23 protein-coding genes are annotated in these 22,757 nt (G+C 70.4%); 20 read left to right on the top strand and 3 right to left on the bottom strand.

The features are described 5' to 3' along the window. The first annotated feature begins 72 nt into the window (after positions 1 to 72). From leuC to AC0HS0_RS13830, 6 genes are all read left to right on the top strand, one after another. The gene (gene leuC / locus AC0HS0_RS13855; RefSeq protein WP_472964636.1) at positions 73 to 1,557 is read left to right on the top strand and encodes a 3-isopropylmalate dehydratase large subunit; all 1,485 of its coding nucleotides are present in this window, start codon (positions 73 to 75) and stop codon (positions 1,555 to 1,557) included. Then, positions 1,557 to 2,156 (top strand): 3-isopropylmalate dehydratase small subunit, encoded by a 600-nt coding sequence (leuD, locus tag AC0HS0_RS13850; protein WP_472964635.1) that lies wholly within the window; start codon positions 1,557 to 1,559, stop codon positions 2,154 to 2,156. The genes leuC and leuD overlap by 1 nt, the downstream gene beginning before the upstream one ends. Next, positions 2,153 to 3,523 carry a UDP-N-acetylglucosamine 1-carboxyvinyltransferase gene (gene murA / locus AC0HS0_RS13845; protein WP_472964634.1) on the top strand — a complete coding sequence of 457 codons (1,371 nt, stop codon included), beginning with the start codon at positions 2,153 to 2,155 and terminating at the stop codon, positions 3,521 to 3,523. The genes leuD and murA overlap by 4 nt, the downstream gene beginning before the upstream one ends. Before the next feature lie 70 nt (positions 3,524 to 3,593). Then, on the top strand, positions 3,594 to 4,373 hold the full coding sequence (locus AC0HS0_RS13840) for a lysophospholipid acyltransferase family protein (protein WP_472964992.1): 780 nt from the start codon (positions 3,594 to 3,596) through the stop codon (positions 4,371 to 4,373). Next, a complete protein-coding gene (locus AC0HS0_RS13835) occupies positions 4,366 to 5,523 on the top strand; it encodes an NAD(P)H-dependent glycerol-3-phosphate dehydrogenase (RefSeq protein WP_472964633.1) in 1,158 nt (385 codons plus the stop codon). Before AC0HS0_RS13840 ends, AC0HS0_RS13835 begins: the two co-directional genes overlap by 8 nt. Then, the gene (locus tag AC0HS0_RS13830) at positions 5,420 to 6,517 is read left to right on the top strand and encodes a D-alanine--D-alanine ligase family protein (protein ID WP_472964632.1); all 1,098 of its coding nucleotides are present in this window, start codon (positions 5,420 to 5,422) and stop codon (positions 6,515 to 6,517) included. Before AC0HS0_RS13835 ends, AC0HS0_RS13830 begins: the two co-directional genes overlap by 104 nt. 1 nt (position 6,518) lies before the next feature. On the opposite strand, the gene AC0HS0_RS13825 is transcribed toward AC0HS0_RS13830, so the two are convergent. After that, positions 6,519 to 7,082: a DUF3515 family protein gene (locus AC0HS0_RS13825; protein ID WP_472964631.1), complete on the bottom strand. Its 564-nt coding sequence runs from the start codon at positions 7,080 to 7,082 to the stop codon at positions 6,519 to 6,521. Positions 7,083 to 7,108: 26 nt separating this feature from the next. Here AC0HS0_RS13825 and thiL point away from each other — a divergent pair, with 26 nt between their 5' ends. Next, positions 7,109 to 8,104 (top strand): thiamine-phosphate kinase, encoded by a 996-nt coding sequence (gene thiL / locus AC0HS0_RS13820; RefSeq protein WP_472964630.1) that lies wholly within the window; start codon positions 7,109 to 7,111, stop codon positions 8,102 to 8,104. A gap of 92 nt (positions 8,105 to 8,196) precedes the next feature. Here thiL and rsmD read toward each other — a convergent pair whose 3' ends face one another. Continuing rightward, a complete protein-coding gene (gene rsmD / locus AC0HS0_RS13815; protein ID WP_472964629.1) occupies positions 8,197 to 8,814 on the bottom strand; it encodes a 16S rRNA (guanine(966)-N(2))-methyltransferase RsmD in 618 nt (205 codons plus the stop codon). Between the two features lie 83 nt (positions 8,815 to 8,897). Here rsmD and AC0HS0_RS13810 point away from each other — a divergent pair, with 83 nt between their 5' ends. The 12 genes from AC0HS0_RS13810 (at position 8,898) to AC0HS0_RS13755 (ending at position 20,193) form a co-directional block, all read left to right on the top strand. After that, positions 8,898 to 9,707, top strand: coding sequence for a hypothetical protein (locus AC0HS0_RS13810; RefSeq protein ID WP_472964628.1), 810 nt, complete (start codon positions 8,898 to 8,900; stop codon positions 9,705 to 9,707). After that, entirely contained in the window at positions 9,704 to 11,917 is a 2,214-nt protein-coding gene (locus tag AC0HS0_RS13805; protein WP_472964627.1) for an ATP-dependent DNA helicase RecG, read from the top strand. Before AC0HS0_RS13810 ends, AC0HS0_RS13805 begins: the two co-directional genes overlap by 4 nt. A 119-nt stretch (positions 11,918 to 12,036) precedes the next feature. Then, on the top strand, positions 12,037 to 12,519 hold the full coding sequence (gene coaD, locus AC0HS0_RS13800; RefSeq protein WP_472964626.1) for a pantetheine-phosphate adenylyltransferase: 483 nt from the start codon (positions 12,037 to 12,039) through the stop codon (positions 12,517 to 12,519). Positions 12,520 to 12,532: 13 nt separating this feature from the next. Then, entirely contained in the window at positions 12,533 to 13,627 is a 1,095-nt protein-coding gene (locus AC0HS0_RS13795; RefSeq protein WP_472964625.1) for an AAA family ATPase, read from the top strand. A gap of 32 nt (positions 13,628 to 13,659) precedes the next feature. Continuing rightward, entirely contained in the window at positions 13,660 to 14,970 is a 1,311-nt protein-coding gene (locus AC0HS0_RS13790; protein WP_472964624.1) for a DUF58 domain-containing protein, read from the top strand. Beyond that, positions 14,918 to 17,224, top strand: coding sequence for a transglutaminase TgpA family protein (locus tag AC0HS0_RS13785; RefSeq protein ID WP_472964623.1), 2,307 nt, complete (start codon positions 14,918 to 14,920; stop codon positions 17,222 to 17,224). Before AC0HS0_RS13790 ends, AC0HS0_RS13785 begins: the two co-directional genes overlap by 53 nt. A gap of 59 nt (positions 17,225 to 17,283) precedes the next feature. Further along, complete coding sequence (locus tag AC0HS0_RS13780) at positions 17,284 to 17,808, top strand: YceD family protein (protein ID WP_472964991.1); 525 nt, start codon at positions 17,284 to 17,286, stop codon at positions 17,806 to 17,808. A gap of 2 nt (positions 17,809 to 17,810) precedes the next feature. Continuing rightward, positions 17,811 to 18,014, top strand: a complete 204-nt coding sequence (gene rpmF, locus AC0HS0_RS13775) for a 50S ribosomal protein L32 (RefSeq protein WP_055919953.1) — start codon at positions 17,811 to 17,813, stop codon at positions 18,012 to 18,014. A 28-nt stretch (positions 18,015 to 18,042) separates the two neighbouring features. After that, complete coding sequence (rnc, locus tag AC0HS0_RS13770) at positions 18,043 to 18,756, top strand: ribonuclease III (RefSeq protein ID WP_472964622.1); 714 nt, start codon at positions 18,043 to 18,045, stop codon at positions 18,754 to 18,756. Continuing rightward, entirely contained in the window at positions 18,734 to 19,645 is a 912-nt protein-coding gene (gene mutM, locus AC0HS0_RS13765; RefSeq protein WP_472964621.1) for a bifunctional DNA-formamidopyrimidine glycosylase/DNA-(apurinic or apyrimidinic site) lyase, read from the top strand. Before rnc ends, mutM begins: the two co-directional genes overlap by 23 nt. 27 nt (positions 19,646 to 19,672) lie before the next feature. Then, on the top strand, positions 19,673 to 19,906 hold the full coding sequence (locus tag AC0HS0_RS13760; protein WP_472964620.1) for a type II toxin-antitoxin system ParD family antitoxin: 234 nt from the start codon (positions 19,673 to 19,675) through the stop codon (positions 19,904 to 19,906). Then, the gene (locus tag AC0HS0_RS13755) at positions 19,903 to 20,193 is read left to right on the top strand and encodes a type II toxin-antitoxin system RelE/ParE family toxin (protein ID WP_472964619.1); all 291 of its coding nucleotides are present in this window, start codon (positions 19,903 to 19,905) and stop codon (positions 20,191 to 20,193) included. Before AC0HS0_RS13760 ends, AC0HS0_RS13755 begins: the two co-directional genes overlap by 4 nt. 10 nt (positions 20,194 to 20,203) lie before the next feature. Here AC0HS0_RS13755 and AC0HS0_RS13750 read toward each other — a convergent pair whose 3' ends face one another. Continuing rightward, complete coding sequence (locus AC0HS0_RS13750; RefSeq protein WP_472964618.1) at positions 20,204 to 21,298, bottom strand: GNAT family N-acetyltransferase; 1,095 nt, start codon at positions 21,296 to 21,298, stop codon at positions 20,204 to 20,206. Positions 21,299 to 21,480: 182 nt separating this feature from the next. Here AC0HS0_RS13750 and AC0HS0_RS13745 point away from each other — a divergent pair, with 182 nt between their 5' ends. Continuing rightward, on the top strand, positions 21,481 to 22,701 hold the full coding sequence (locus AC0HS0_RS13745; protein ID WP_472964617.1) for a branched-chain amino acid ABC transporter substrate-binding protein: 1,221 nt from the start codon (positions 21,481 to 21,483) through the stop codon (positions 22,699 to 22,701). Positions 22,702 to 22,757: the final 56 nt, after the last annotated feature.

Here is a 22,757-nt window from a genome sequence, read left to right as displayed (position 1 = left end):
GATGACGGCCACCCTCGCCGCGGGGTCCGTCGACGGCTGATCCGTAAACGAAAGCTCAAGGAGTACACCGAGATGACGACGCAATCCCCCGAGCACACCCCGCTGACGCTGGCGGAGAAGGTGTGGCGCGACCACCTGGTGGTGAAGGGCGAGGACGGCACGCCCGACCTGATCTACATCGACCTCCACCTGGTCCACGAAGTCACCAGCCCGCAGGCGTTCGACGGCCTGCGGATGGCCGGACGACCTGTCCGCCGCCCCGACCTCACCATCGCCACCGAAGACCACAACACGCCGACCATCGGCATCGACCGCCCGATCGCCGACCTCACCAGCCGCACCCAGATCGAGACGCTGCGCAGGAACGCGGAAGAGTTCGGAGTGCGCCTGCACTCGCTCGGCGACGTCGAGCAGGGCATCGTGCACGTCGTCGGCCCGCAGCTCGGTCTCACCATGCCGGGCATCACGGTCGTCTGCGGCGACTCGCACACCTCGACGCACGGCGCGTTCGGAGCGATGGCGTTCGGCATCGGCACCAGCGAGGTGGAGCATGTGCTCGCCACCCAGACGCTGCCGCTCAAGGCCTTCAAGACGATGGCCATCACCGTCGAGGGCGAGCTGCGGCCCGGTGTGACGGCCAAAGACATCATCCTGGCGGTGATCGCCAAGATCGGCACCGGCGGCGGGCAGGGTTACGTGCTCGAATACCGCGGCAGTGCCATCCGCGCGCTCTCGATGGAGGGCCGGATGACGATCTGCAACATGTCGATCGAGGCCGGAGCCCGCGCGGGCATGGTCGCGCCCGACGAGACCACCTACGCGTATCTGAAGGGCCGTCCGCACGCTCCGGAGGGCGCGGACTGGGACGACGCCGTCGCGTACTGGAACACGCTGGGCACCGACGACGACGCGGTCTTCGACGCGGAGGTCTACCTCGACGCCGACGAGATCGAGCCGTTCGTGACCTGGGGCACCAACCCGGGCCAGGGCGTCTCGCTCAGCCAGGCGGTGCCCGACCCCGCGGCGATCGCCGAGCCGAACGCACGCGCGGCTGCCGAACGGGCGCTGGAGTACATGGACCTGACGCCGGGCACGCCGATGAAGAGCATCCCGGTCGACGCCGTGTTCATGGGCTCGTGCACCAACAGCCGCATCGAAGACCTGCGGGCCTTCGCCTCCGTCATCAAAGGCCGGAAGAAGGCCGACGGGGTGCGGGTGATGGTCGTCCCGGGCAGTGCGCGCGTGCGCATCGAGGCCGAGGCGGAGGGCATCGACAAGATCGTCGAGGAGTTCGGCGCCGAATGGCGGTTCGCCGGCTGCTCGATGTGCCTGGGCATGAACCCCGACCAGCTCGCACCGGGGGAGCGCTGCGCCTCCACCTCGAACCGCAACTTCGAGGGCCGGCAGGGCAAGGGCGGACGCACGCACCTGGTGTCGCCGCTGGTCGCGGCCGCCACGGCTATCCGCGGCACGCTCTCGAGCCCGTGGGACCTCGACCACGACGACGCGAACGATCCGGACGGCGCGGGCCGCACGGGAGAGAAGGTGGGCGCCTGATGGAGAAGTTCGAGACCGTCACCGGAGTGGCCATTCCGTTCCGCCGGTCCAACGTCGACACCGACCAGATCATCCCCGCGGTCTTCCTCAAGCGCGTGACCAAGACCGGATTCGACGACGCCCTCTTCCACGAGTGGCGCAAAGACCCGGAGTTCATCCTGAACCAGGAGGCCTACCAGGGCGCGAGCGTCCTCGTCGCCGGCTCCGACTTCGGCACGGGATCCTCCCGCGAGCACGCCGTCTGGGCGCTGCGCGACTACGGCTTCCGGGTCGTGCTCAGCCCGCGGTTCGCGGACATCTTCCGGGGCAACTCCGGAAAGCAGGGCCTTCTCACAGGAATCATCTCCGACGAGGACGCCGAGCGTCTCTGGGCGGCCATCGAGGCCGATCCGGGAATATCGGCGACCGTCGATCTGGTTGCCAAGACTGCGACCATCGGTGAAGTGCAGGTGTCTTTCGACATCGACGACTACACTCGCTGGCGTTTGCTCGAAGGGTTGGACGACATCGCTCTGACCCTGCGCGACGAGGCGCGCATCTCCGAATTCGAAGCCGCACGCGCCAGCTGGCGGCCCAAGACCCTCCCGGTGAAACTTTGAACTCTCTTCTTCAGGACGCTCAGGCGGCCGGCGCACACGTCGGCCTCACGGCCGACCGCATCACCATCAACGGCGGCATCCCCCTGCGGGGCCGCATCGAGGTGCGCGGCGCCAAGAACTTCGTCACGAAGGCCATGGTCGCCGCCCTGCTGGGCGAAGGCCCGAGCGTGCTGCGGAACGTCCCCGACATCAGCGATGTGCGGGTCGTCCGCGGCCTCCTCGAGGTGCACGGCGTCAAGGTGACCGACGGCGCGGAGGAGGGCGAGCTGCTGCTCGACCCGAGCGCCGTCGAGTCGGCCCACATGGCCGACATCGACGCGCACGCCGGCTCGAGCCGCATCCCGATCCTGTTCTGCGGCCCGCTGCTGCACCGGCTGGGCGAGGCGTTCATCCCCGACCTGGGCGGCTGCCGCATCGGCGACCGTCCGATCGACTACCACCTCGAGGTGCTCCGCAAGTTCGGCGCCGTCGTCGACAAGCTCCCGAGCGGCATCCGGATGTCGGCTCCGGAGGGCCTCCACGGCGCCAAGCTCGAGCTCCCGTATCCGAGCGTCGGCGCCACCGAGCAGGTCCTGCTCACGGCCGTCCGGGCCGAGGGGATCACCGAGCTCAAGGGCGCGGCGATCGAGCCCGAGATCATGGACCTCATCAACGTGCTCCAGAAGATGGGCGCGATCATCTCGGTCGACACCGACCGCGTGATCCGCATCGAGGGCGTCGACAAGCTGGTCGGCTACAGCCACACCGCGCTGTTCGACCGCAACGAGGCCGCCAGCTGGGCTGCCGCGGCCCTCGCGACCGGCGGCGACATCTACGTCGGCGGCGCCAGGCAGCCCGAGATGCTCACCTTCCTCAACGTCTTCCGCAAGGTCGGCGGCGCGTTCGAGATCCACGACGACGGCATCCGCTTCTTCCACCCGGGAGGCGAGCTCAAGCCGGTCGTCATCGAGACCGACGTGCACCCGGGCTTCATGACCGACTGGCAGCAGCCGCTCGTGGTCGCCCTCGCCAAGGCGAACGGCGTCTCCATCGTGCACGAGACCGTCTACGAGCAGCGTTTCGGCTTCGTCGACGCACTCATCGACATGGGCGCGAAGATCCAGGTGCACAAGGAGTGCCTCGGCGGCCACGCCTGCCGCTTCGGCCAGCGCAACTTCAACCACTCCGCGGTCATCATGGGCCCGGTCGACCTGAAGGGCGCCGACATCGAGATCCCCGACCTGCGCGGCGGATTCAGCCACCTCATCGCGGCTCTGACCGCCGAGGGCCGCTCGACCGTCAGCAACGTCGGCATCATCAGCCGCGGGTACGAGAGATTCATCACCAAGCTGCAGCTGCTCGGAGCGGACTTCGTCCTCGAGGGCTGATGCCCGCGATAATGGGACGGTGCCCCATCCCGAAGAATCCGTGAATCCAGAAGAGCCCGCGAACTCCGCCGTGCCCGCGCAGGCCGAGTCCCGCGCGCAGTCCCGGCATCAGCGGTCCGAGAAGGCCAGGCCGTCGATCTTCTGGGTCCTCGCCGGGCTCATCGTGCCGCTCGGCAGCCTGATCGCCCGCTTCCGGATCACGGACGGCGACAAGCTGCCGCGGCACGGCGCGTACATCATCTCGCCGAACCACTACAGCGAGATCGACCCGGTCATGGTGGGCATGGTGGTCTGGAAGCTCGGCCGGCTGCCGCGCTTCCTCGCCAAGGAGAGCCTCTTCCGGGTCCCCGTCGTCGGCTGGTTCCTGCGCAAGTCCGGTCAGGTGCCGGTGGCGCGTGGCGGGTCGGGCCGGAGCGCCGCCCCGCTCGACGAGGCGCAGAAGATCATCGACGACGGCAAAGTCGTCGTCATCTACCCGGAGGGCTCGCTGACGCGCGACCCCGACATGTGGCCGATGCGCGGCAAGACCGGCGCCGCCCGGATGGCGCTGGAGCACGACCTCCCCGTCATCCCGATGGCGCACTGGGGCACCCAGCAGGTGATGGCCCGGTACGCCAAGAAGATCAGCTTCTTCCCGCGCAAGACCATCCTGGTGAAAGTCGGCGACCCCGTCGACCTGTCGGCGTTCCGCGGGCGCAGCCTCGACCAGGCGACGCTGACCGAGGCGACCGACGTCATCATGAATGCGATCACCGCACTGCTGGCCGACCTGCGTGACGAGAAGGCCCCAGAGAACCGGTGGGACCCGTCGGCGCACAATCAGAAGGAGACCGGCCGCTTCGATGGCTGACAGGAAGGCCCACGCGGCCAGACGATCGACCACGCCCCAGCGCCGGATCGCCGTTCTCGGCGCCGGCAGCTGGGGCACGACGTTCGCCAAGATCCTCGCCGACGGCGGCAACGAGGTGGTGCTCTGGGCACGGCGTCCGGAGCTGGCCCGCGAGATCAACGAGGTCAAGCGCAACAGCGACTACCTCGAGGGCATCAACCTGCCGCGCCAGCTGCGCGCGACCTCCCACCTCGCCGAGGCGATGCGCGGGGCCGAGCAGGTTTTCGTGTCGATCCCGAGCCAGACGCTGCGCTCGAACCTCGACGCGATCGCGCCGCACCTCGGTCCGTCGACGATCGTGGTCAGCCTGATGAAGGGCGTCGAGAAGGGCACCGGACTGCGCATGAGCGAGGTGATAGCGCAGGGCCTCCCGGTCGAGGAGGACCGCATCGCCGTCGCCTCCGGCCCCAACCTCGCGCTCGAGATCGCTCGCGAACAGCCGACCGCGGCCGTGGTGTCGTCGGCCAGCCTGGAGACGGCGCAGGCCGTCGCGATGGCTGCCACCAACCGCTACTTCCGCAGCTTCGTGAACACCGACGTGATCGGCACGGAGTTCGGCGGCGTGCTGAAGAACCTGATCGCGGTCGCGATCGGGATCGTCGACGGCGTCGGCTACGGCGAGAACACCAAGGCCTCGATCATCACGCGCGGCCTGGTCGAGATGACCGACTTCGCGGTCGCCTACGGCGCGGAGGCGCCGACGCTCTCCGGGCTGGCCGGCCTCGGCGACCTGATCGCGACGTGCGAATCGCCCCTCAGCCGCAACAACACGGCAGGCCGCCTGCTCGGCCAGGGCTACAGCTTCAACGACGTGGTGAAGCAGATGAACCAGACCGCGGAGGGCCTCGCGTCGGTGGCGCCGATCCTCCGGCTCGCCGAGGAGCGCGGGGTGGACATGCCGATCGTCCGGCAGGTGAGTCAGGTGCTCGCCGGCACGCTCGACCCGAAGGACATCGCGCCGCACCTCACCACCGACGATGACGAACCGCAGGGAGAAAGGACAACGGATGACGGACAAGGTCGTAGTCGCACTTCTGTTTGGAGGTCGCTCAAGCGAGCATTCGATCAGCTGCGCGACGGCGGCGGGAGTACTGGCGGCGATCGATCGTGACCGGTACGACGTCATCCCCGTCGGCATCACCCACGAGGGCGCGTTCACGCTGCAGCCGGACGATGCCGCCCGTTTCGCCCTGAACGCCGAGGCGCTCCCGCAGGTCGAAGACAACGGGTCGCGCATCGTGTGGCCCGATTCTGTCGCCTCCCGCGAGCTGTCCGTGGTGGCCGCCGACGGCACTATGTCGTCGCTGGGTCGTGTGGATGTCGTCTTCCCGATCCTCCACGGCCCGTGGGGGGAGGACGGCACCGTTCAGGGCATGCTCGAGCTGGTCGGCCTGCCGTACGTCGGCAGCGGCGTTCTCGCGAGTGCGCTCGGGATGGACAAGCACTTCACCAAGACGGTGCTTCAGCAGGCCGGCATCCCCGTCGCACCCTGGGAGACCGTGACCGCCTACCAGTGGCGCACGCGACCTGACGCGGTGCGCGCGTCCGCGGAGGCCCTCGGCCTCCCCGCGTTCGTGAAGCCCGCCCGCGCCGGGTCGAGCGTCGGCGTGTCGAAGGTGTCGTCGTGGGACGACCTCCCTGCGGCGATCGACACGGCGCTGGGCGAGGACGACCGCGTGCTGATCGAGTCGTCCCTCGCCGGCCGCGAAGTGGAGATCGCCGTGCTGGGCGGCCGCCCCGGAGAGCCGACCCGCGCCTCCGTCGCGGGCGAGATCGTGATCACCGGCCGCGACTTCTACGACTTCGCGGCAAAGTACCTCGACGCCCCCGGCATCGAGCTGGTCTGTCCGGCGGCGCTGACCGACGCCGAGCTCGCCGAGATGCGCGACCTCGGCGTGCGCGCGTTCGACGCGATCGGCGGGGAGGGACTCGCCCGCGTGGACTTCTTCCTCACGCCGGAGGGTTTCGTCGTCAACGAGATCAACACGATGCCGGGCTTCACCCCGATCTCGATGTTCCCGCGCTGCTGGCAGGAGTCGGGCCTGTCGTACCCACACCTGATCGACGAGCTCATCCAGGTCGCGGTGGCGCGCGCGGCGGCCTGACTCAGCGCGTCGGTGTCGGCGTCGGTGTCGGTGTCGGGGTCGGCGTCGGCGTGGCTGTCGGCGGCGTGAGGGACGTGTCGAGCGTCGACAGGCACTTCTCGGTCTGTTTGACGGTCCCGATGGCCGAGGCGAACTCCGGCAGTACGGCGGCGTCGGAGGCGCCGGACACGTGGTCGATCACGACCTCCGTGGCCGGCGTGCGCCCGAACGTCTGGTAGACGACCTGCTTGGCGGCCGGGTCCGACATCAGCACCCAGTCGATCCCGTTCACGTCGACGCATGGCTTGGTGGTGGGTCCGAGGGGTGGAACACCGCAGCGCAGCAGCACCGCGGCGGGGTCGCCCCAGGCGCCGGTGGCCTGCGCGTCGGTCTGCCGCCGGTCCTTGTCGGCGACCGAGTCGGGCAGCCGCACGGAGATCTCGGCGCAGCCGGGGTCGTTCGCGTCGGCTCCCGGATCGAGTGAGACCGTCGGCGCGCAGCCCGTCAATGCGAGGGCGGCGGCGGCGATCGTGAGGGCCAGAACGACCTGTCGGGGAGAGCGGCGGGGTGAGCGGCGTGCGGACATCAGGATTCAGGCTACCGTTGGGAGTCATGGTGGATTCTGGGAGCCCGGCCGACACGGTCGCGGCGGTGTCCGAGCGGGAGGCGTTGAAGCGCATCTTCCCGCGGCTTCCGGAATCGAGCGCGACTCTCGTCGGCCCTGGCGATGACGCCGCCGTGCTCGCGGCGCCCGACGGCCGCTACGTCGTCACGACCGACATGATGGTGCACGGACCGGACTTCCGGCTGGCGTGGTCGTCGCCGGAGGACCTCGGCTGGAAGGCCGCGGCGACCAACCTGTCCGACGTCGCGGCGATGGGCGCCGTGCCGACCGCACTGGTCGTCGCGATCGCCGCGCCGCCGTGGTTCCCGGTCGCCTCCCTGGAGTCGTTCGCCGACGGTCTCCGCGCCGCCTGCGCCGCCCTCGCGCCGGGATGCGGTGTCGTGGGAGGGGATCTGTCGGTGTCCGACACGCTCACGATCGCGGTGACGGCGTTCGGCGATCTGGAGGGCCGGACCCCCGTCCTCCGGAGCGGCGCGCGACCAGGCGACGTGGTCGCCGTCTCGGGGCGCCTCGGGGCGGCCGCCACCGGACTCGGGCTGCTCTTCGCGGAGGCTGTGGACGACGAGGGCGCGCCCGACCCCGAGGCTTTCGCCCGGGTGCTCGCCGCGCATCCCGAGCTGATCGACGCCCAGCTGCGGCCGCGGCCTCCCATCGCCGACGGACCGCTCGCGGCGGACGCCGGCGCGACGGCGATGCTCGACCTGAGCGACGGACTCGCGCTCGACGCGCGGCGCGTCGCTGAGGCGAGCGGCGTCGCCCTCGAGATCGATCCGGGCGCCTTGGGCGACGACCCGGTCACGGCGCTGACCGGGGGAGAGGATCACGGCCTCCTGGCCTGCTTCCCGGCGGGAACCGTCCTCCCCGGCGGTTTCCGCCCGGTCGGTGTGGTGCGTGCCGGTGCCGGCCTGCTCGTCGGCGGTCGCCCCTTCGACGAGCGCGGAGGCTGGGACCCGTACCAGGAGTGGGACGGCGTCGCCGGCTGACGGCGTCGCCGGCGGAGGAGATCTGCCTCCTGAGACCAGTCACGAGCGGTCAGGGGAGGAGTGCCGGCGCGAAACCACCCGCATGTCCTCCGTCAGCCGCGTTCCGGCGGCGCGGAGGCCCCGAAGTCCTCCGTTGCCGACGGCGACAGGTAGTGCACGGCGGTCTCGCCGTACGCGCGCGTGCGGTCGAGCACGAGCCCGTCCGGCACGGTCGGCACACCGTCGCGCGTGCTGCGCTCGACGCACACCACGGCGTCCTCGGCCAGAAGCGGCACGAGCGCGGTCAGCGCGCCCAGCAGCTCGGCGTCCGGGAGGTCGTAGGGCGGGTCGACGAAGACGAGGTCGAAGCGGGCCGCGGATGCCGACGCGGCCGACAGATACGGCTGGACAGCGGTCGCCCGAACGTCGACGGTCGGGCGGGCGTCCTTCGGAGCCGCGCGCACGACAGCCTCCGCGTTGCGACGGCAGATCGCCGCAGCGGCCGACGACTTCTCCACCAGCACGACGCGCGAAGCGCCACGGCTGGCTGCCTCCAGCCCCAGTGCGCCCGAGCCCGCGAAGAGATCGAGGACGTGCGCGCCCCGCACGGCGTCGCGCGCGTCCAGCCCGGAGAACACGGCCTCCCTGACGCGGTCGCTCGTCGGCCGGGTGCCGCTCTTGGGAACGAGCAGCGCGAGCGAACCGGCGAAACCGGAGACGATTCGGGTCATAGCCCTCCGAGCCTAGGGCATGTGTTCGAGGGCGCTGCGGTCATGCCCTAGCGGTGCCGTGCCGCCGTCAGCACAATAGGAGGATGGACGAACGCCTCCAGCAGGCGGAACTCGACGCCCTGTGGCGGTATGACGACCCGATCGCATCCGCCGAACGCTTCGCGATCGCCGCCGCCGAACCCGACCGCTCCGAACTGGTGCGTGCCGAACTGGAGACGCAGCGCGCCCGCGCGTTCGGTCTGCAGGGCCGGTTCGCCGAAGCGGAGGGGCTGCTCGATTCCCTCGAACCCGCCGTCGGCACGCTCGCCGTGCGCATCCTCCTGGAGCGCGGCCGGCTGCGCAACACCGCCGGACGCGTCGACGAGGCCGTACCGCTGCTCGAGGAGGCGCTGCTCGCCGCGCGTCGCGAGGGGGAGGGTTTCCTCGCGGTCGACGCGGCGCACATGCTGGGCATCGCCGACCCGCTCCGCTCAGAGCAGTGGACGGAGGAAGGTCTCGCCGAGCTCCAGTCCATCACCGACCCCCGCACGCTGCGGTGGGGTGTCGCACTGCACAACAACCGCGGCTGGGCCCTCTTCGACGCTGGCGAAGCGAACGCCGCGGTCGGCGAGTTCGAAGCCGCGCTGGAGGTCGCCGATCGGTACGGCACCCTCGACCAGCAGTTCGCGGCTCAATGGTCGCTCGCGCGCGCGCTCCGCGAGGTCGGGCGCTGGCAGGAGGCCCTCGGCATCCAGCGCAGGCTCGCCGCCGAGCGCCCGGGCGAGACCGAGGTGGAGGCCGAGCTCGCGGCCCTGACCGAGGTCGAGGAGCACGCCCGGGCGGCCGCACGGGAAGCCGAGCACGACGCGGCGCGCGAGACGGCGACGGAGGCCGCCCCTACGATCGAACCATGACCTCCAGCACCGCCCCGGCCGCAGACGGCGTCGTCTCGCTCGACTCCCGGCTCACCGGCGTGCTCGGCGGTCGCACCGCCTCGGCTTTCGAGAAGGCGTTCGGGATGCGCACCGTCGCCGACCTGCTCGCGCACTATCCGCGCCGTTACGCGACCCGTGGAGAGCTCACCGCCCTGGCGAATCTGCCGCTCGACGAGAACGTCACGATCATCGCCGAGGTCCTGCGCGTGCAGGAGCGGCCGATGCGCGCCCGCCGCGGCTCCATCCTGGAGGTCAAGATCTCCGACGGTGAGGGCATCCTCACGCTGACGTTCTTCAACCAGGCCTGGCGGTCGCGGGAGCTCGTGCCCGGCGTGCGAGGGATCTTCGCCGGCAAGGTGTCCGCGTACCGGGGCGCCCTCCAGCTCGCCCACCCCGACTACGAGCTGTTCGAGCAGGACGCCGAGAACGCGGTCGCCCCGGGGAGTGCCGCGGCGAAGGAGTGGGCGCAGACCCCCATCCCGATCTATCCGGCGACCGGGGCCGTGGCCAGCTGGCAGGTGCAGAAGGCCGTCGGCCTGGCGCTGGACGCGCTGGGTCCGTGCCCCGACCCGGTGCCTGCGTCGATCGTCGCCGAGCGAGGCCTCCTGGGCTTCCGCGACGCTCTCGAAGGCATCCACCGCCCGCAGAAGACCGCGCAGTGGCAGAGAGCCCGCGACGCGCTCCGCTTCCAGGAGGCCTTCGTGCTTCAGGCGGCCCTGCTGCAGCAGCGGGCGGAGGCCCGCACGGTCGCGGCGACGCCGCGGAAGGCCGTTCCCGGCGGGCTGCTCGAACGCTTCGACGCCGTGCTGCCGTTCACCCTGACCGACGACCAGGCCCTTGTCGGCCGGGAGGTCGCGCAGGATCTCGCGGCCGCCGAACCGATGCACCGGCTCGTTCAGGGCGAGGTCGGCTCCGGCAAGACCCTGGTCGCCCTGCGGGCCATGCTCGCCGTGGCCGACAGCGGCGGCCAGTCCGCTCTGCTCGCGCCGACGGAGGTGCTCGCCGCCCAGCATCTGCGCTCGATCGCCGAGATGCTCGGCCCCGATTTGTCGGCCGAGCTCATGCCGACGCTCGTCACCGGCCAGCTGTCGACGGCCGAGCGCAAGCGCGCCCTGCTGCGGACGGTGAGCGGACAGTCGCGGATCGTGGTCGGCACCCATGCGCTGCTGGGCGACGCGGTGGGCTTCTACGACCTCGGCCTGGTCGTGGTCGACGAGCAGCACCGCTTCGGCGTCGAGCAGCGGGAGGCGCTGCGCGCGAAGGGCGGCACGCCTCCGCACGTGCTGGTGCTGACGGCGACGCCCATCCCGCGCACGGTGGCGATGACGGTGTTCGGCGACCTGGAGGTGTCGACGATCGCCCAGCTGCCGGCCGGCCGCCAGGGCATCGAGAGCTTCGTCGTGCCGCTGGCCGATCGCCCGGGCTGGGAGCGCCGCATCTGGGAGCGGGCCTCCGAGGAGATCGGGCGCGGCCGCCAGGTCTTCGTCGTCTGCCCGGCGATCAGCCCCAAGGAGGCGGAGGACGATGGTGAGGAGGCGCCGGATGACCCGGTCGACGGCGAGGCGGGACCGCCGCGCCCCACCGCGAACGTCGAGTCGGTGTCCGCGCAGGTGCGCGCCGATCCGCTCTTCGCGCAGACTCGCGTCGGCGTGCTGCACGGCCGGCTGGCCTCCGACGAGAAGGACGCCGTGATGCGCGCGTTCGCCGCGGGCGACATCGACCTGCTGATCGCGACGACCGTGATCGAGGTCGGCGTGAACGTGCCCAACGCCTCGGCGATGATCGTGCTCGACGCCGACCGGTTCGGCGTGTCGCAGCTGCACCAGCTGCGCGGCCGGGTCGGGCGCGGCGGTGTGCCCGGTCTCTGTCTCCTGGTCACGCACGCGGAGGAGGGGTCGCTCGCACGGCAGCGCGTCGACGCCGTAGCCGCCACACTCGACGGCTTCGAGCTGGCCAACGTCGACCTCGAGCTGCGACGGGAGGGCGACGTGCTCGGCAGCAGGCAGTCCGGAGGCCGCTCCTCGCTGAAGCTGCTGCGCGTCGTCTCCGACGGCGAGCTGATCTCCGAGGCGCGGGTCGCTGCGGCGGAGACGCTCGACGACGGTGGCCTCGCCGCGCACCCGGCTCTCGCGGCGGCGCTCTCGCGTCGCCTGGACGAGTCGGAGCGCGCGTTCCTCGGCAAGTCCTGACCGCCTGTCGGCGGCCGGACGGGCCTTCCGCCGATCCGCAGGGCCACGCAACACGCTGCGCTGTGAAGATAACGGATTCACAACGAAATGCCGGGAATCGCGGGATAGTCTGGTGCCCTATGAACAGGATCGCCGTAGTCCCTGGATCGTTCGACCCGGTCACTCTCGGGCACCTCGACGTCATCGAGCGGGCCGCGCGACTCTGGGACGAAGTGCACGTGCTCGTCGTCCACAACCCCGACAAGTCGGCCCTGTTGCCCATCGCTCAACGCGTCGCGCTGATCGAGCGGTCGATCGACGACGCGGGGATCGGCGGACGGATCGTCGTCGCCTCGTGGTCGGTCGGGCTCCTCGTCGACTACTGCACCGACGTCGGTGCCGACGTGCTCGTCAAGGGCATCCGCTCGCAGGTCGACGTGGCCTACGAGACGCCGATGGCGATCGTGAACCGTCACCTCGCGGCGGTCGAGACCGTCTTCCTGTTACCCGACCCGGCCAACGCGCACGTCTCGAGCTCCCTCGTGCGCCAGGTGGCCTCCCTCGGCGGGGACGTGAGCCCCTACGTGCCGCCCGCCGTCTCAGAACTGCTGTCAACCACATGACCCGGGTGGAGAGATGAACAGTTACGCGACGCGTCAGCCCACAGAGACCTCGGTGGCCCCGGAGGAGGTGGGCCTGCCCGCGCCGGGGATGGACCTGGACGAGCTGAGACGCGCCGCGGAGCAGATCACCACCAATGTGGAGTCCGTCATCGACGGCAAGCACGACGCCGTGCAGACGGCCCTGGTCGTGCTGCTGGCGGAGGGCCACCTCCTGATCGAGGACGTGCCCGGCGTCGGCAAGACCGTGCTGGCGAAGTCGCTGGCCAAGTCGGTGGACTGCTCGGTCAGCCGCATCCAGTTCACGCCCGACCTGCTGCCGAGCGACGTCACCGGTGTCTCCGTGTACAACCAGGCGGAACGACGCTTCGAGTTCAAGCCGGGCGCGGTCTTCGCGAACATCGTGATCGGCGACGAGATCAACCGCGCGAGCCCGAAGACCCAGTCGGCCCTCCTCGAGTGCATGGAGGAGCGCCAGGTCACGGTGGACGGCTCCACGTATCCGCTCGCGGCGCCGTTCATCGTCGTCGCGACCCAGAATCCGGTCGAGATGGAGGGCACCTACGCCCTCCCGGAGGCGCAGCGCGACCGGTTCATGGCCCGCATCGCCATGGGGTACCCCGACGAGGGCTCCGAGCTCGCCATGCTGACGACCCGCGACACCTCCAGCCCGCTCTCGCGCATCGGGCCCGTGGTCACCTCCGAGCAGTTGCGGTCGATGATGACGACGGCACGCGCCGTTTACGCCTCCGCTCCGGTCAAGCAGTACGCGGTCGACCTGGTCCGCGCGACCAGGGAGGACCGCGACCTCCGGCTCGGCGCCAGCCCGCGTGCGACGCTGCAGCTGGTGAGGGCGGCGAAGGCCATGGCGGCGCTCGACGGCCGCGACTTCGTGCTGCCGGACGACATCGACGCGCTGGCGGTCCCGGTGCTCGGTCACCGGCTGCTGCCGACGAGCCGGGCTCTCGGCCACCACCATGAGAGCGCGCCTGTGATCGCCGACATCGTCCGTCGTATCGTCGCCGCGACGCCGGTGCCGGTCGGGTCGGGGGCGATCGGGGCCGGGACGAGCTCCGCCTCGACGGGCGCGCCCTCCACAGGCAGGGAGTAGTCGTGCGGGGGCGCGCCGGGGCATCGTCGCCCGTGAGAAGGCCGCGTCCCACCGCGCGCGGCTGGACCTTCGGCGCCGTGGGTGTCGTCGCGTTGGCGGCGTCCGCGTTCTTCGGCCGCACCGACGTGCTGTTCGTCGGCGTCTTCCTCACCGTGCTGCCCCTGGCGGCGATGATCTCGGTGACCATCGACCGCCCGCGGCTGACGGTCGCCCGCAGCTTCCACCCGGACGTCGTCGCCGTGGGAGAGGAGGCGACCATCGTCACGACGGCGCGCAACCAGGCGACCCGGCCGAGCCCGCCGGCCCGCTGGCGCGAGTTCGCGCCGTCGGGTGTCGTCGTGCAGGCGTCGGCGCCCTTCCCGCGGCTCGGCGCGCACCAGGTCAACGTCACCCACGGCCGCGACACGGTCGTGCTGCGTCAGGACGTCGTCGCGCTGAGACGCGGATCGCACCCCGTCGGGCCGCTGATCGTGAGCCGCACCGACCCGTTCGGCGTCGCATACGCGGAATACACGGTGGGTCAGCCGAGGCAGTTCCTCGTGACGCCACGCGTCGTCCCGCTCTCGAGCGGCGAGCTGGACGTCGCCCACAGCGAAGGCGCGGAGCACGAGCTCCAGCGCCACAGCATCCCGAGCGCCGACGAGCTGATCGCGCGCGAGTACCGGCCGGGCGACCCGCTGCGCCGGGTGCACTGGCGGGCCACCGCGCGCCACGACAAGCTCATGGTGCGGCAGGAGGAGCAGCGCAGCAATCCCGAGGCCTGGCTCCTGATGGACACCCGTCTCACGAGCCGGTCGCCGCTGCAGCAGCTCTCGTCCGACAGCGGCGACCCGCTCTTCGAGACGCTGGTCGAGCTGGTCGCGTCCGTCGGAATACACCTGCTCGACGAAGGCTTCGTGCTCAGCGTCGTCGAGACCGCGCCGCGCCAGCTCTCCGGCCGCAGCGGGGCCGGCCGGACGGGGACCCTCGGCTCGGTGACGCCGACGTACGACCGGGGCACGGCCGACCGACTGCTGCTCGCCGACCTCGCCGCGGTCGAGGCAGGGCCCGACCTCCGCGACGATGCGGTCGCAGAACTCGCATCGGGTCTTCGCCGCGCCGGACGCGCCGTCCCGATCTTCGCCGTCCTCCTCGACGGCACCCCAGAACTCGGTGCGCTCGCCGCGCTGCGCGGCATGGGTGACCCGGCCGTCGCCTTCCTCGGTGAGGGGGCGTCGCCGGAGGCCGAGGAGGTGCTGGCCGACGCCGGGTGGCTGTGCGTCGGCTTCTCGGCCGGCGACGATCCCGCCGATGTCTGGCAGCGCGCGCTCGACCGCCAGCGGGCGGTGGTCGGCCATGGTTAGCGAGGCCGTCTCCCTCGGGATGGCGGGGGTGCGGCGCCGACAGGCCTATTGGCGCCTCACGGGCGCGCTCGTGCTCCAGGTGCTCGCAGTGAGCATCGCCCTCGTCGGGTTGATCCAGGGGCCCACCTGGTGGTTCGGCCTCATGCTGACGAGCTCGTTCCTCCTCGTCGCCGGCGCGGGTCTGCGATCCATCGGGGTTCACCGGAGGATCGTCCCGCTGCTTCTGCTGGTGCTCGCCGCGATGATCATGACGCTCGGGTTCGGCAACGGCACGGGCCTGCTCGGCCTGATCCCCACGGCGGCGACGGTGCAACGCTGGGGCGGGTACCTGCAGCAGGCGATGCTCTCGATCTACCAGCAGGGCACGCCGGCCGAGAGCCTGCCGGAGTTCCTGTTCCTGGTGATCGGCGGCGCCTGCGTCATCGCGATCGTGCTCGACGCTCTCGCGGTCGCGTTCCGTGCACCCGCGTACACGGCCGTCGCCGTCGTCGTCGTGCTGGTCGTGCCGGGGGCGCTCCTGGGCGACGGGCTCGACCCGACCGCGCTCGCGGCGTCCGCTGTCGCGTTCCTGTGGCTGCTGCGCTCCGATGTGCGGACGAGACGGCCGGGAGCGCCGCGCCCGGCGGCCTCGATCTCCATCGGCGCCGCCGCCGTGGTCGTGGCCATGCTCCTGGCCGGAACGGCACCCGGATTCGACAAGGGCGGCGCGACCTCCTTCACCGCGGGAGGCATCTCCATCGGCGGCACCGTGACCCCACTGATCGATCTCGGCAAGGACCTGCGCCGACCTGCGGCCGTGCGCGCCCTGACCTACACGACCAACGCGCCGACCGGCCAGTACCTCAAGCTCGCGTCGCTCGACCAGTTCACCGGTTCGGTCTGGAAGCATCGGGAGCGCGACACCAAGCGGCTCTCCAACGGCGTCGCGATCGGGCCTGTCGCCGGGCTGTCGGACAGCGTCAAGAGCACCAAGTTCACGACGTCTGTGGAGATCGACGACATGACCAGCCGCTGGCTGCCGGTCCCCGCCCCCGTCCAGTCGGTGAAGGGCCTGAACGGCACCTGGTCATGGGATCCGGACGACCTGACGCTCGGCGGCATCAACGTCACGACGCAGGGGCAGAAGTATCAGGCCACGAGCCTCCTCCTGGCGCCGACCGCCGATCAGCTGAAGGCGGCGGGAGGCTTCGTCCCGGCCGACGTGGAGCGCGACCTGTTCCTCCCGCCGAACACGCCGGCCATCATCGCGCAGACGGCGCTGGCGGCCACAGCGGGCTCGGTCTCGGAGTACGACAAGGCCGTCGCGCTCCAGGACTACTTCCGCGACAACGGTTTCGTGTACTCGACGCAGACCCCGCTCAAGCAGGGCTACGACGGCGACGGCGCGCGGGTGATCGCCAGGTTCCTGGAGGTCAAGAGCGGCTACTGCGTCCACTTCGCGTCCGCGATGGCCCTGATGGCGCGGACCCTCGGCATCCCGGCGCGGGTGGCGGAGGGCTACCTGCCCGGCACGTCCTCCGGCGGGACGGCGAACAGCCCCGGGGTGTACACCGTGACCAGCGACGACCTCCACGCCTGGCCGGAGCTGTACTTCGCCGGCGTCGGCTGGGTACCGTTCGAGCCGACGGTCGGCCGCGGCACCATCCCGAGCTACACGCGTCCCAACGCGCTGCCGGACCAGGCCGCTCCGACCTCCGCGCCCGGCGCGTCCTCGGCCCCGCGCAAGGTGGTGCCGACCGACCCCGCGAACGTCGCGGGAGCGGCGGGCACCACGCCGCCGTCGCCGTTGCAGCCGGTGCTCTCCGGTCTCGGCGTCGCCCTGCTGGTCGTCGCCGTCCTGCTCACCCCCGCCGTCCTCCGCCGGATGCGAAGACGGTCGCGGCTGAGACGGCTCGGCGAGTCGTGGGGCGGCGCGACGATCGTCTGGGACGAACTGCGCGACACCGCCCGCGACCTCGGCTGGTCCGCGCCGGACACGGAGACGCCGCGCGTCTTCGCGCACCGGATCGCCGCCGCCGTCGCAGGGACGCCGGGGGAGGAGGCCGTGCTGAGGCTGCTCGACGTCCGCGAACGCGACGCCTTCGGGCCTCCCACGCGCGCCGTCGCCGTCGGGCTCGCCGACGACCTCCGGGTGGTGATCGACGCGCTCGAAGCCCGGGCGGGCCGGGGCGTGCGCCTCAAGGCCGCGCTGATTCCTGTGTCGTTGCTGCCAGCGGGCTGGCGGTCGCCTGCGAGCGTCGGGGGAGCCGCGTAAAATAGCCGATCGTGAGCACCTTCAGAAACAGCCCGTACCGCGTCAATGTGTACGATCTCATGCGGCGCCCCGGCGAGATGCGGGAGCAGCGTATCGCCATCCCCGTCGCCGACAGACTGGGCGAGGGATTGCTCTCCGTACCGGAGGGCGCGACCATCGACGTCGACCTCCGGTTGGAGTCGATGCACGAGGGCATCCTGGTCACGGCGGAGGCCGAGACCACCGCGACCGGCGTCTGCGGGCGGTGCCTGATCGACATCGAGCAGCCTGTCGAAGTCGATTTCCAGGAACTTTTCGCGTATCCTTCTACGGAAGCTTTTGATTATGAGGTTCACGACGACCACGTGGATCTTGAACCTCTGATCAGGGATGCGGTGGTGCTGTCACTGCCGTTTCAGCCGGTGTGCCGGCCGGACTGCCCGGGTCTCGATCCAGAGACCGGGGAGAGGCTGGCGGATGTACCGGACCGCAAGCCGAACGAGACCATCGATCCTCGCTGGTCCGCGCTCGCGGCGTTCCAGGCTTCCGACACCGAGTCCACCAGCAACAACGCCCCGGCCGCCGGGGCTGGAGAAGAGAGATAGTCATGGCCGTTCCGAAGCGGAAGCAGTCTCGCGCCAACACCCACGCCCGTCGTTCGCAGTGGAAGGCCGAGGTCCCCACGCTCGTCAAGTCGATCGAGAACGGCAAGGTCGTCTACAGCCTCCCGCACCGTGCCAAGGTCGTCGAGGACTCCGCGGGCACCGCGCTGTTCATGGAGTACAAGGGCCGCAAGGTCGCCGACGTCTGATCAGCGTTCCGAGGTCAGACGAGCACCGATGATCGGCGAGAACTCTGACCGCACCGCGCTCATCGAGAAGCTCGGGGCCGATATCGACCCCGAGCTTCTCGAGCTTGCGCTGACGCATCGTTCCTACGCGTACGAGCACGGCGGCATCCCCAACAACGAGCGCCTGGAGTTCCTGGGCGACTCGATCCTCGGGCAGGCCGTGACGGTCAAGCTGTTCCGCGAGAACCCCGACCTCGACGAGGGCGAGCTCGCTAAGCGCCGGGCCAGCCTGGTGAGCTCGGTCGCGCTGGCGGAGGTCGCCCGTGGCATCGGCCTCGGCGAGTACCTGCGCCTGGGGCGCGGTGAGAACCAGAGCGGAGGCCGCGACAAGGCATCCATCCTGGCCGACACCGTCGAGGCGCTGATCGGCGCCGCGTATCTGGACGTGGGCGGGGAGGAGGCGACGGCCCTGGTTCTCCGGCTCATCGACCCCCTGCTGGCCGACCCGGATCGGTTCGGCGCCGCCATGGACCCGAAGACCAGCCTCCAGGAGGCCGCCGCCCATCGCGGCGCGGGCCTCCCGGTCTACTCGGTGACGAACTCCGGGCCGGATCACTCCAAGACCTTCCACGCCACCGTCTCGGTCGGCGACCTCGTGACCGCCACGGGCGAGGGGACGAGCAAGAAGCAGGCCGAGATGGCCGCCGCGCTCAACGCCTGGACCGAGCTGACCCGCCGCCGTGCCCGAGCTCCCCGAGGTTGAGGTCGTCCGCGCCGGTCTGGCGCCGGCGGTCACGGGTGCGACCATCCTCGGCGTCGAGGTCTTCGAGCAGCGGTCGCTGAAGCGGCACGATCCGCTCACCGGCACGTTCGAGGCTCTGCTGACCGGCCGGGTCATGCAGACCCCCGCCCGCCGCGGCAAGTTCCTCTGGATCCCGCTGCAGGGCGCTCCGCGCCGCGCGATCGTGGCGCACCTGGGCATGAGCGGGCAGATCCTGCTCCGCGAACCAGGGTTCGAGGAGGCCGGCCTGCTGCGCATCCGCCTCCACATCGAGACACCCGCGACCTTGCCCGGCGACCACCGCGAGCTGTGGGTGCACTTCGTGGACCAGCGGATCTTCGGTTCGATGGCCGTCGACAGCCTCGTGCCGACGGCGGACGGCGCTCCGGCCGGTCTCGGCACCGACGAGGCGCTTCTCCCGACCCAGGTCGCGCACATCGCCCGCGACCCGCTCGATCCCGCGTTCGACGACGCGGCGTTCGCTGCCGCCCTCGCGCGCCGGAGGAGCGGGATCAAGCGCGTCCTCCTCGACCAGACGGTCGTCAGCGGGATCGGGAACATCTACGCGGACGAGGCGCTCTGGGCGGCTCGCATCCACTACGAGCAGCCCGCGTCGTCGCTGAGCCGCGCGAAGGCGCGGACTCTGCTGTCGGAGGTGCGGCACGTGCTCGACAAGGCGCTGGCCGAAGGCGGCACGAGCTTCGACGCCCAGTACGTCAACGTGAACGGCAATTCGGGCTACTTCTCGCACAGCCTCAACGCCTACGGCCAGGACGGCAAGCCGTGCCCGCGCTGCGGCACGCCGATCGTGCGTGAGCGCTTCATGAACCGCTCGTCGCACTTCTGCCCGCACTGCCAGCGGCTGCGCTGAATACCAATAGTTGGTAACCTCGTCGTTATGGCGATGAACACCTCGATCAGCCTCGACGACCACTTCGCGGGCTTTCTTGCGCACGAAGTGGCGACCGGCCGCTACCGATCCGCGAGCGAGGTCGTGCGGGCCGGCCTGCGTCTGCTTGAGGACCAGGAGGCGCAGATGGCCGCTCTGCGGGCGGCGCTGGTCGCCGGTGAAGCGAGCGGCGAGCCGGAGGCCTTCGACTTCGATGCGTTCATCACCGCGAAGAAGTCGTGAGCGGGTATCGGCTCACACCGGCGGCGCAAGGCGACCTCGGGTCGATCTGGGACTTCACGCAGGAGAACTGGGACGCACGGCAGGCAGAGACGTACGTGATGGAACTCCGTGCCGCGATCGAGCGCATCGCAGCGTTTCCCGACCGTGGCCTGCCCTGCGACGAGATGCGCTCCGGGTATCGGCGATACGTCATCGGGAGCCATCTGATCTTCTACCGGGCGACGGGCGGCGGCGTCGACGTCATCCGCATCCTTCATCAGCGGATGGATCCAACACGGCACCTGTGAATGGCACGCCCTAGTCCAGCGTCTTCTGCCAGTGCCCCGTCAACGCGTGCAGCCGGAACCCGAAGGCGCGGTTGATCGCGAGCATCGGCACGTTCTCGTCGGCGTTCCAGGTCAGCAGCCGCGTGATGTGGGGGGCGTGGTCCGCGAGCTCGTGGATGTTCTGCAGCTTGACCAGCGTGCCGAGCCGGTGACCCCGGTGCGGGACGGCGACGAGGGTGTCGTACTGCTCGGCCTTGTCACCGTCGGCGGGCACCGCGATCTCGGTGTACGCGGCGAGCTCGCCCGAGCCGATGTGCTGCGCCGCGGTGACCAGAAGCGGCTCGCCGCGCGCTTCCAGTTCGCGCTCCTGGGCGCGGACGCGTTCGCCCGTCCACTCCTCCCGGTCGAGCGCGATGCCGCTCTGCGGCACGTCGATCGTCATCCGCGCCTTGAGCGCTGCGAACCGTTCGAGCAGGTCGTCGGGGGCATGCCCCAGCCACGAGACCGCGCGGTACCCGGTCGCCGAGGCGGCGGTGCTCGCCAGTCCGGCCTCCCGGGCCCGGGGGAGCGGGAGCAGCAGTTCGCTCGACCGCTCGACCTGGCCGAGCCGGAAGCCGCGCCGCAGGGCGAAGCGCACGTCCGGCGACTCGGAAGGGAGACCGGCCGCGCCGGACGGCGCGCGGACGACGGAAACACTGTCGCCGAGGGTTCGGGCCGGATGCTCGGTGTACGCGCTCACGACGCGCCGCCCGCCCTCGGCCGCCAGCTCTTCACCCGCAGCCAGCAGGGCGGTGCCTATTCCGCGCCCACGGGCCGCCGGGGCCACGTCGACCAGCAGCGAGACGGTCTCGGCGTTCTCGTCGAGTGGGAAGTCCGCCTGGACTCGCCCGACGACCACGCCGTCCTCGATCGCGACGAGCAGGATCTTCTCCTGGTACTCCTGCGCACGGAACGACGCGAGCGCCTCGTCGGCGGTCTCGACGAAGTCATCGGTCTGCCAGAGGGCGACGCTGATCCCGTTCAGCACACCGACCAGCTCTTCGAACGTCGCGGACTCCGGCGTTCCGAGTGCAGGAGGAGGAGTCAGCCGCTCGATGCGCACCGCCACCTCCCGATGTCGAACCACTCACCATAACCTGCTTTCAGATCCCAGGGAAGGGCAGGGGCCGGTTTGGTTTCGATCGTGTAAATCTGGGCGCAAATGTCGGGTGCAAATGCTTGCGGCGCATGTAGTCTCAGCACACATATTCGTGGTGCGACGAGGCAATCACGCCGCGTTCGACACGGATTCACGTCGAGAGGCAGAAGATGCTAGGAAAGAAAGTCACGATCGGTGCGGCTGTTGCAGCGTCAGTCGCACTGCTCCTCGTGGGCTGTGCCAACCAGCCGTCCACAGGAGGCTCCACCAGCTCCAACTCGAAGGTGAACATCCCGGCGATCACCTCCGTGGACACCCCCAAGGACGCGGTGCTCCCCGCGGGCGACGGCAAAGCCACCTGCCCCTCGGGTCTGACCATCGCCTACGTCGGCGCCGAGACCGGCCCCAACGCCCAGCTCGGCATCAACATCTACAACGGTGTGCAGCTCGCCATCGACCAGCACAACGCGTCGAACAAGGGCTGCCAGATCGCCTTCAAGAAGTTCGACACCGAGGGCGACCCGAACAAGGCGACCGGCCCGGTCACCCAGGCGGTCAACGAGGCCGACATCATCGGTGTCGTCGGCCTGCCGTTCTCCGGCGAGTCGAAGGCGACCGGCAACATCTTCGAGCAGCAGGGCCTCGTCCACATCACCCCGTCGGCGACCAACCCGGGTCTGACCCAGAACGGCTGGAAGACCTTCTTCCGCGGCCTGGGCAACGACGCGGTGCAGGGCCCCGCGGCGGCGAAGTTCCTGACCGACAAGCTGAAGGCCAAGAAGGTCTACCTGGTCCAGGACGACTCCGACTACGGCATCGGCCTCGGCACGACCACCTCGAAGGCGCTCGGCGACGCGCTCGTCGGCACCGACAAGGTGACCACCGGCCAGAAGGACTTCTCGGCCGTGATCTCGAAGATCATCAACGCCAAGCCGGACGCGGTCTACTACTCGGGCTACTACGCCGAGGGCGCTCCGTTCGACCAGCAGCTGGTGAACAAGGGCTACACGGGCACGTTCGTCGGCCCCGACGGCGTGAAGGACGACCAGTTCATCAAGCTGGCCGGCGACGCGTCCAGCAACGCGTACTTCACCTGCCCCTGCATCCCGGGCGAGCTGATCCCGACCTTCGAGTCGGACTACAAGAAGCTCGCGAGCGCCGAGCCCGGCACGTACTCGATCGAGGGCTACGACGCCACCACGGTGCTGCTCGCCGGTATCGACAAGGGCAAGACGACCCGCGCCGACCTGGTCGACTGGGTCAAGAACTACGACGCCGACGGCCTGAGCAAGCACTACAAGTGGGACTCCACCGGTGAGCTCCAGGCGCCGACCGTCTACGGCTACAAGGTCGAGAGCGGCAAGATCGTTCCGATCGGCACCATCGGATAACGCGACACACGAAGGTGCCGCGGGCCACCGTGGCCCGCGGCACCTTTGTTTCGACT

It is taken from the genome of Leifsonia sp. PARNA 1/14 (assembly GCF_055720965.1).
Note: the sequence above shows the minus strand (reverse complement) of the source record. Positions and strands in the feature narration are given on the sequence as shown.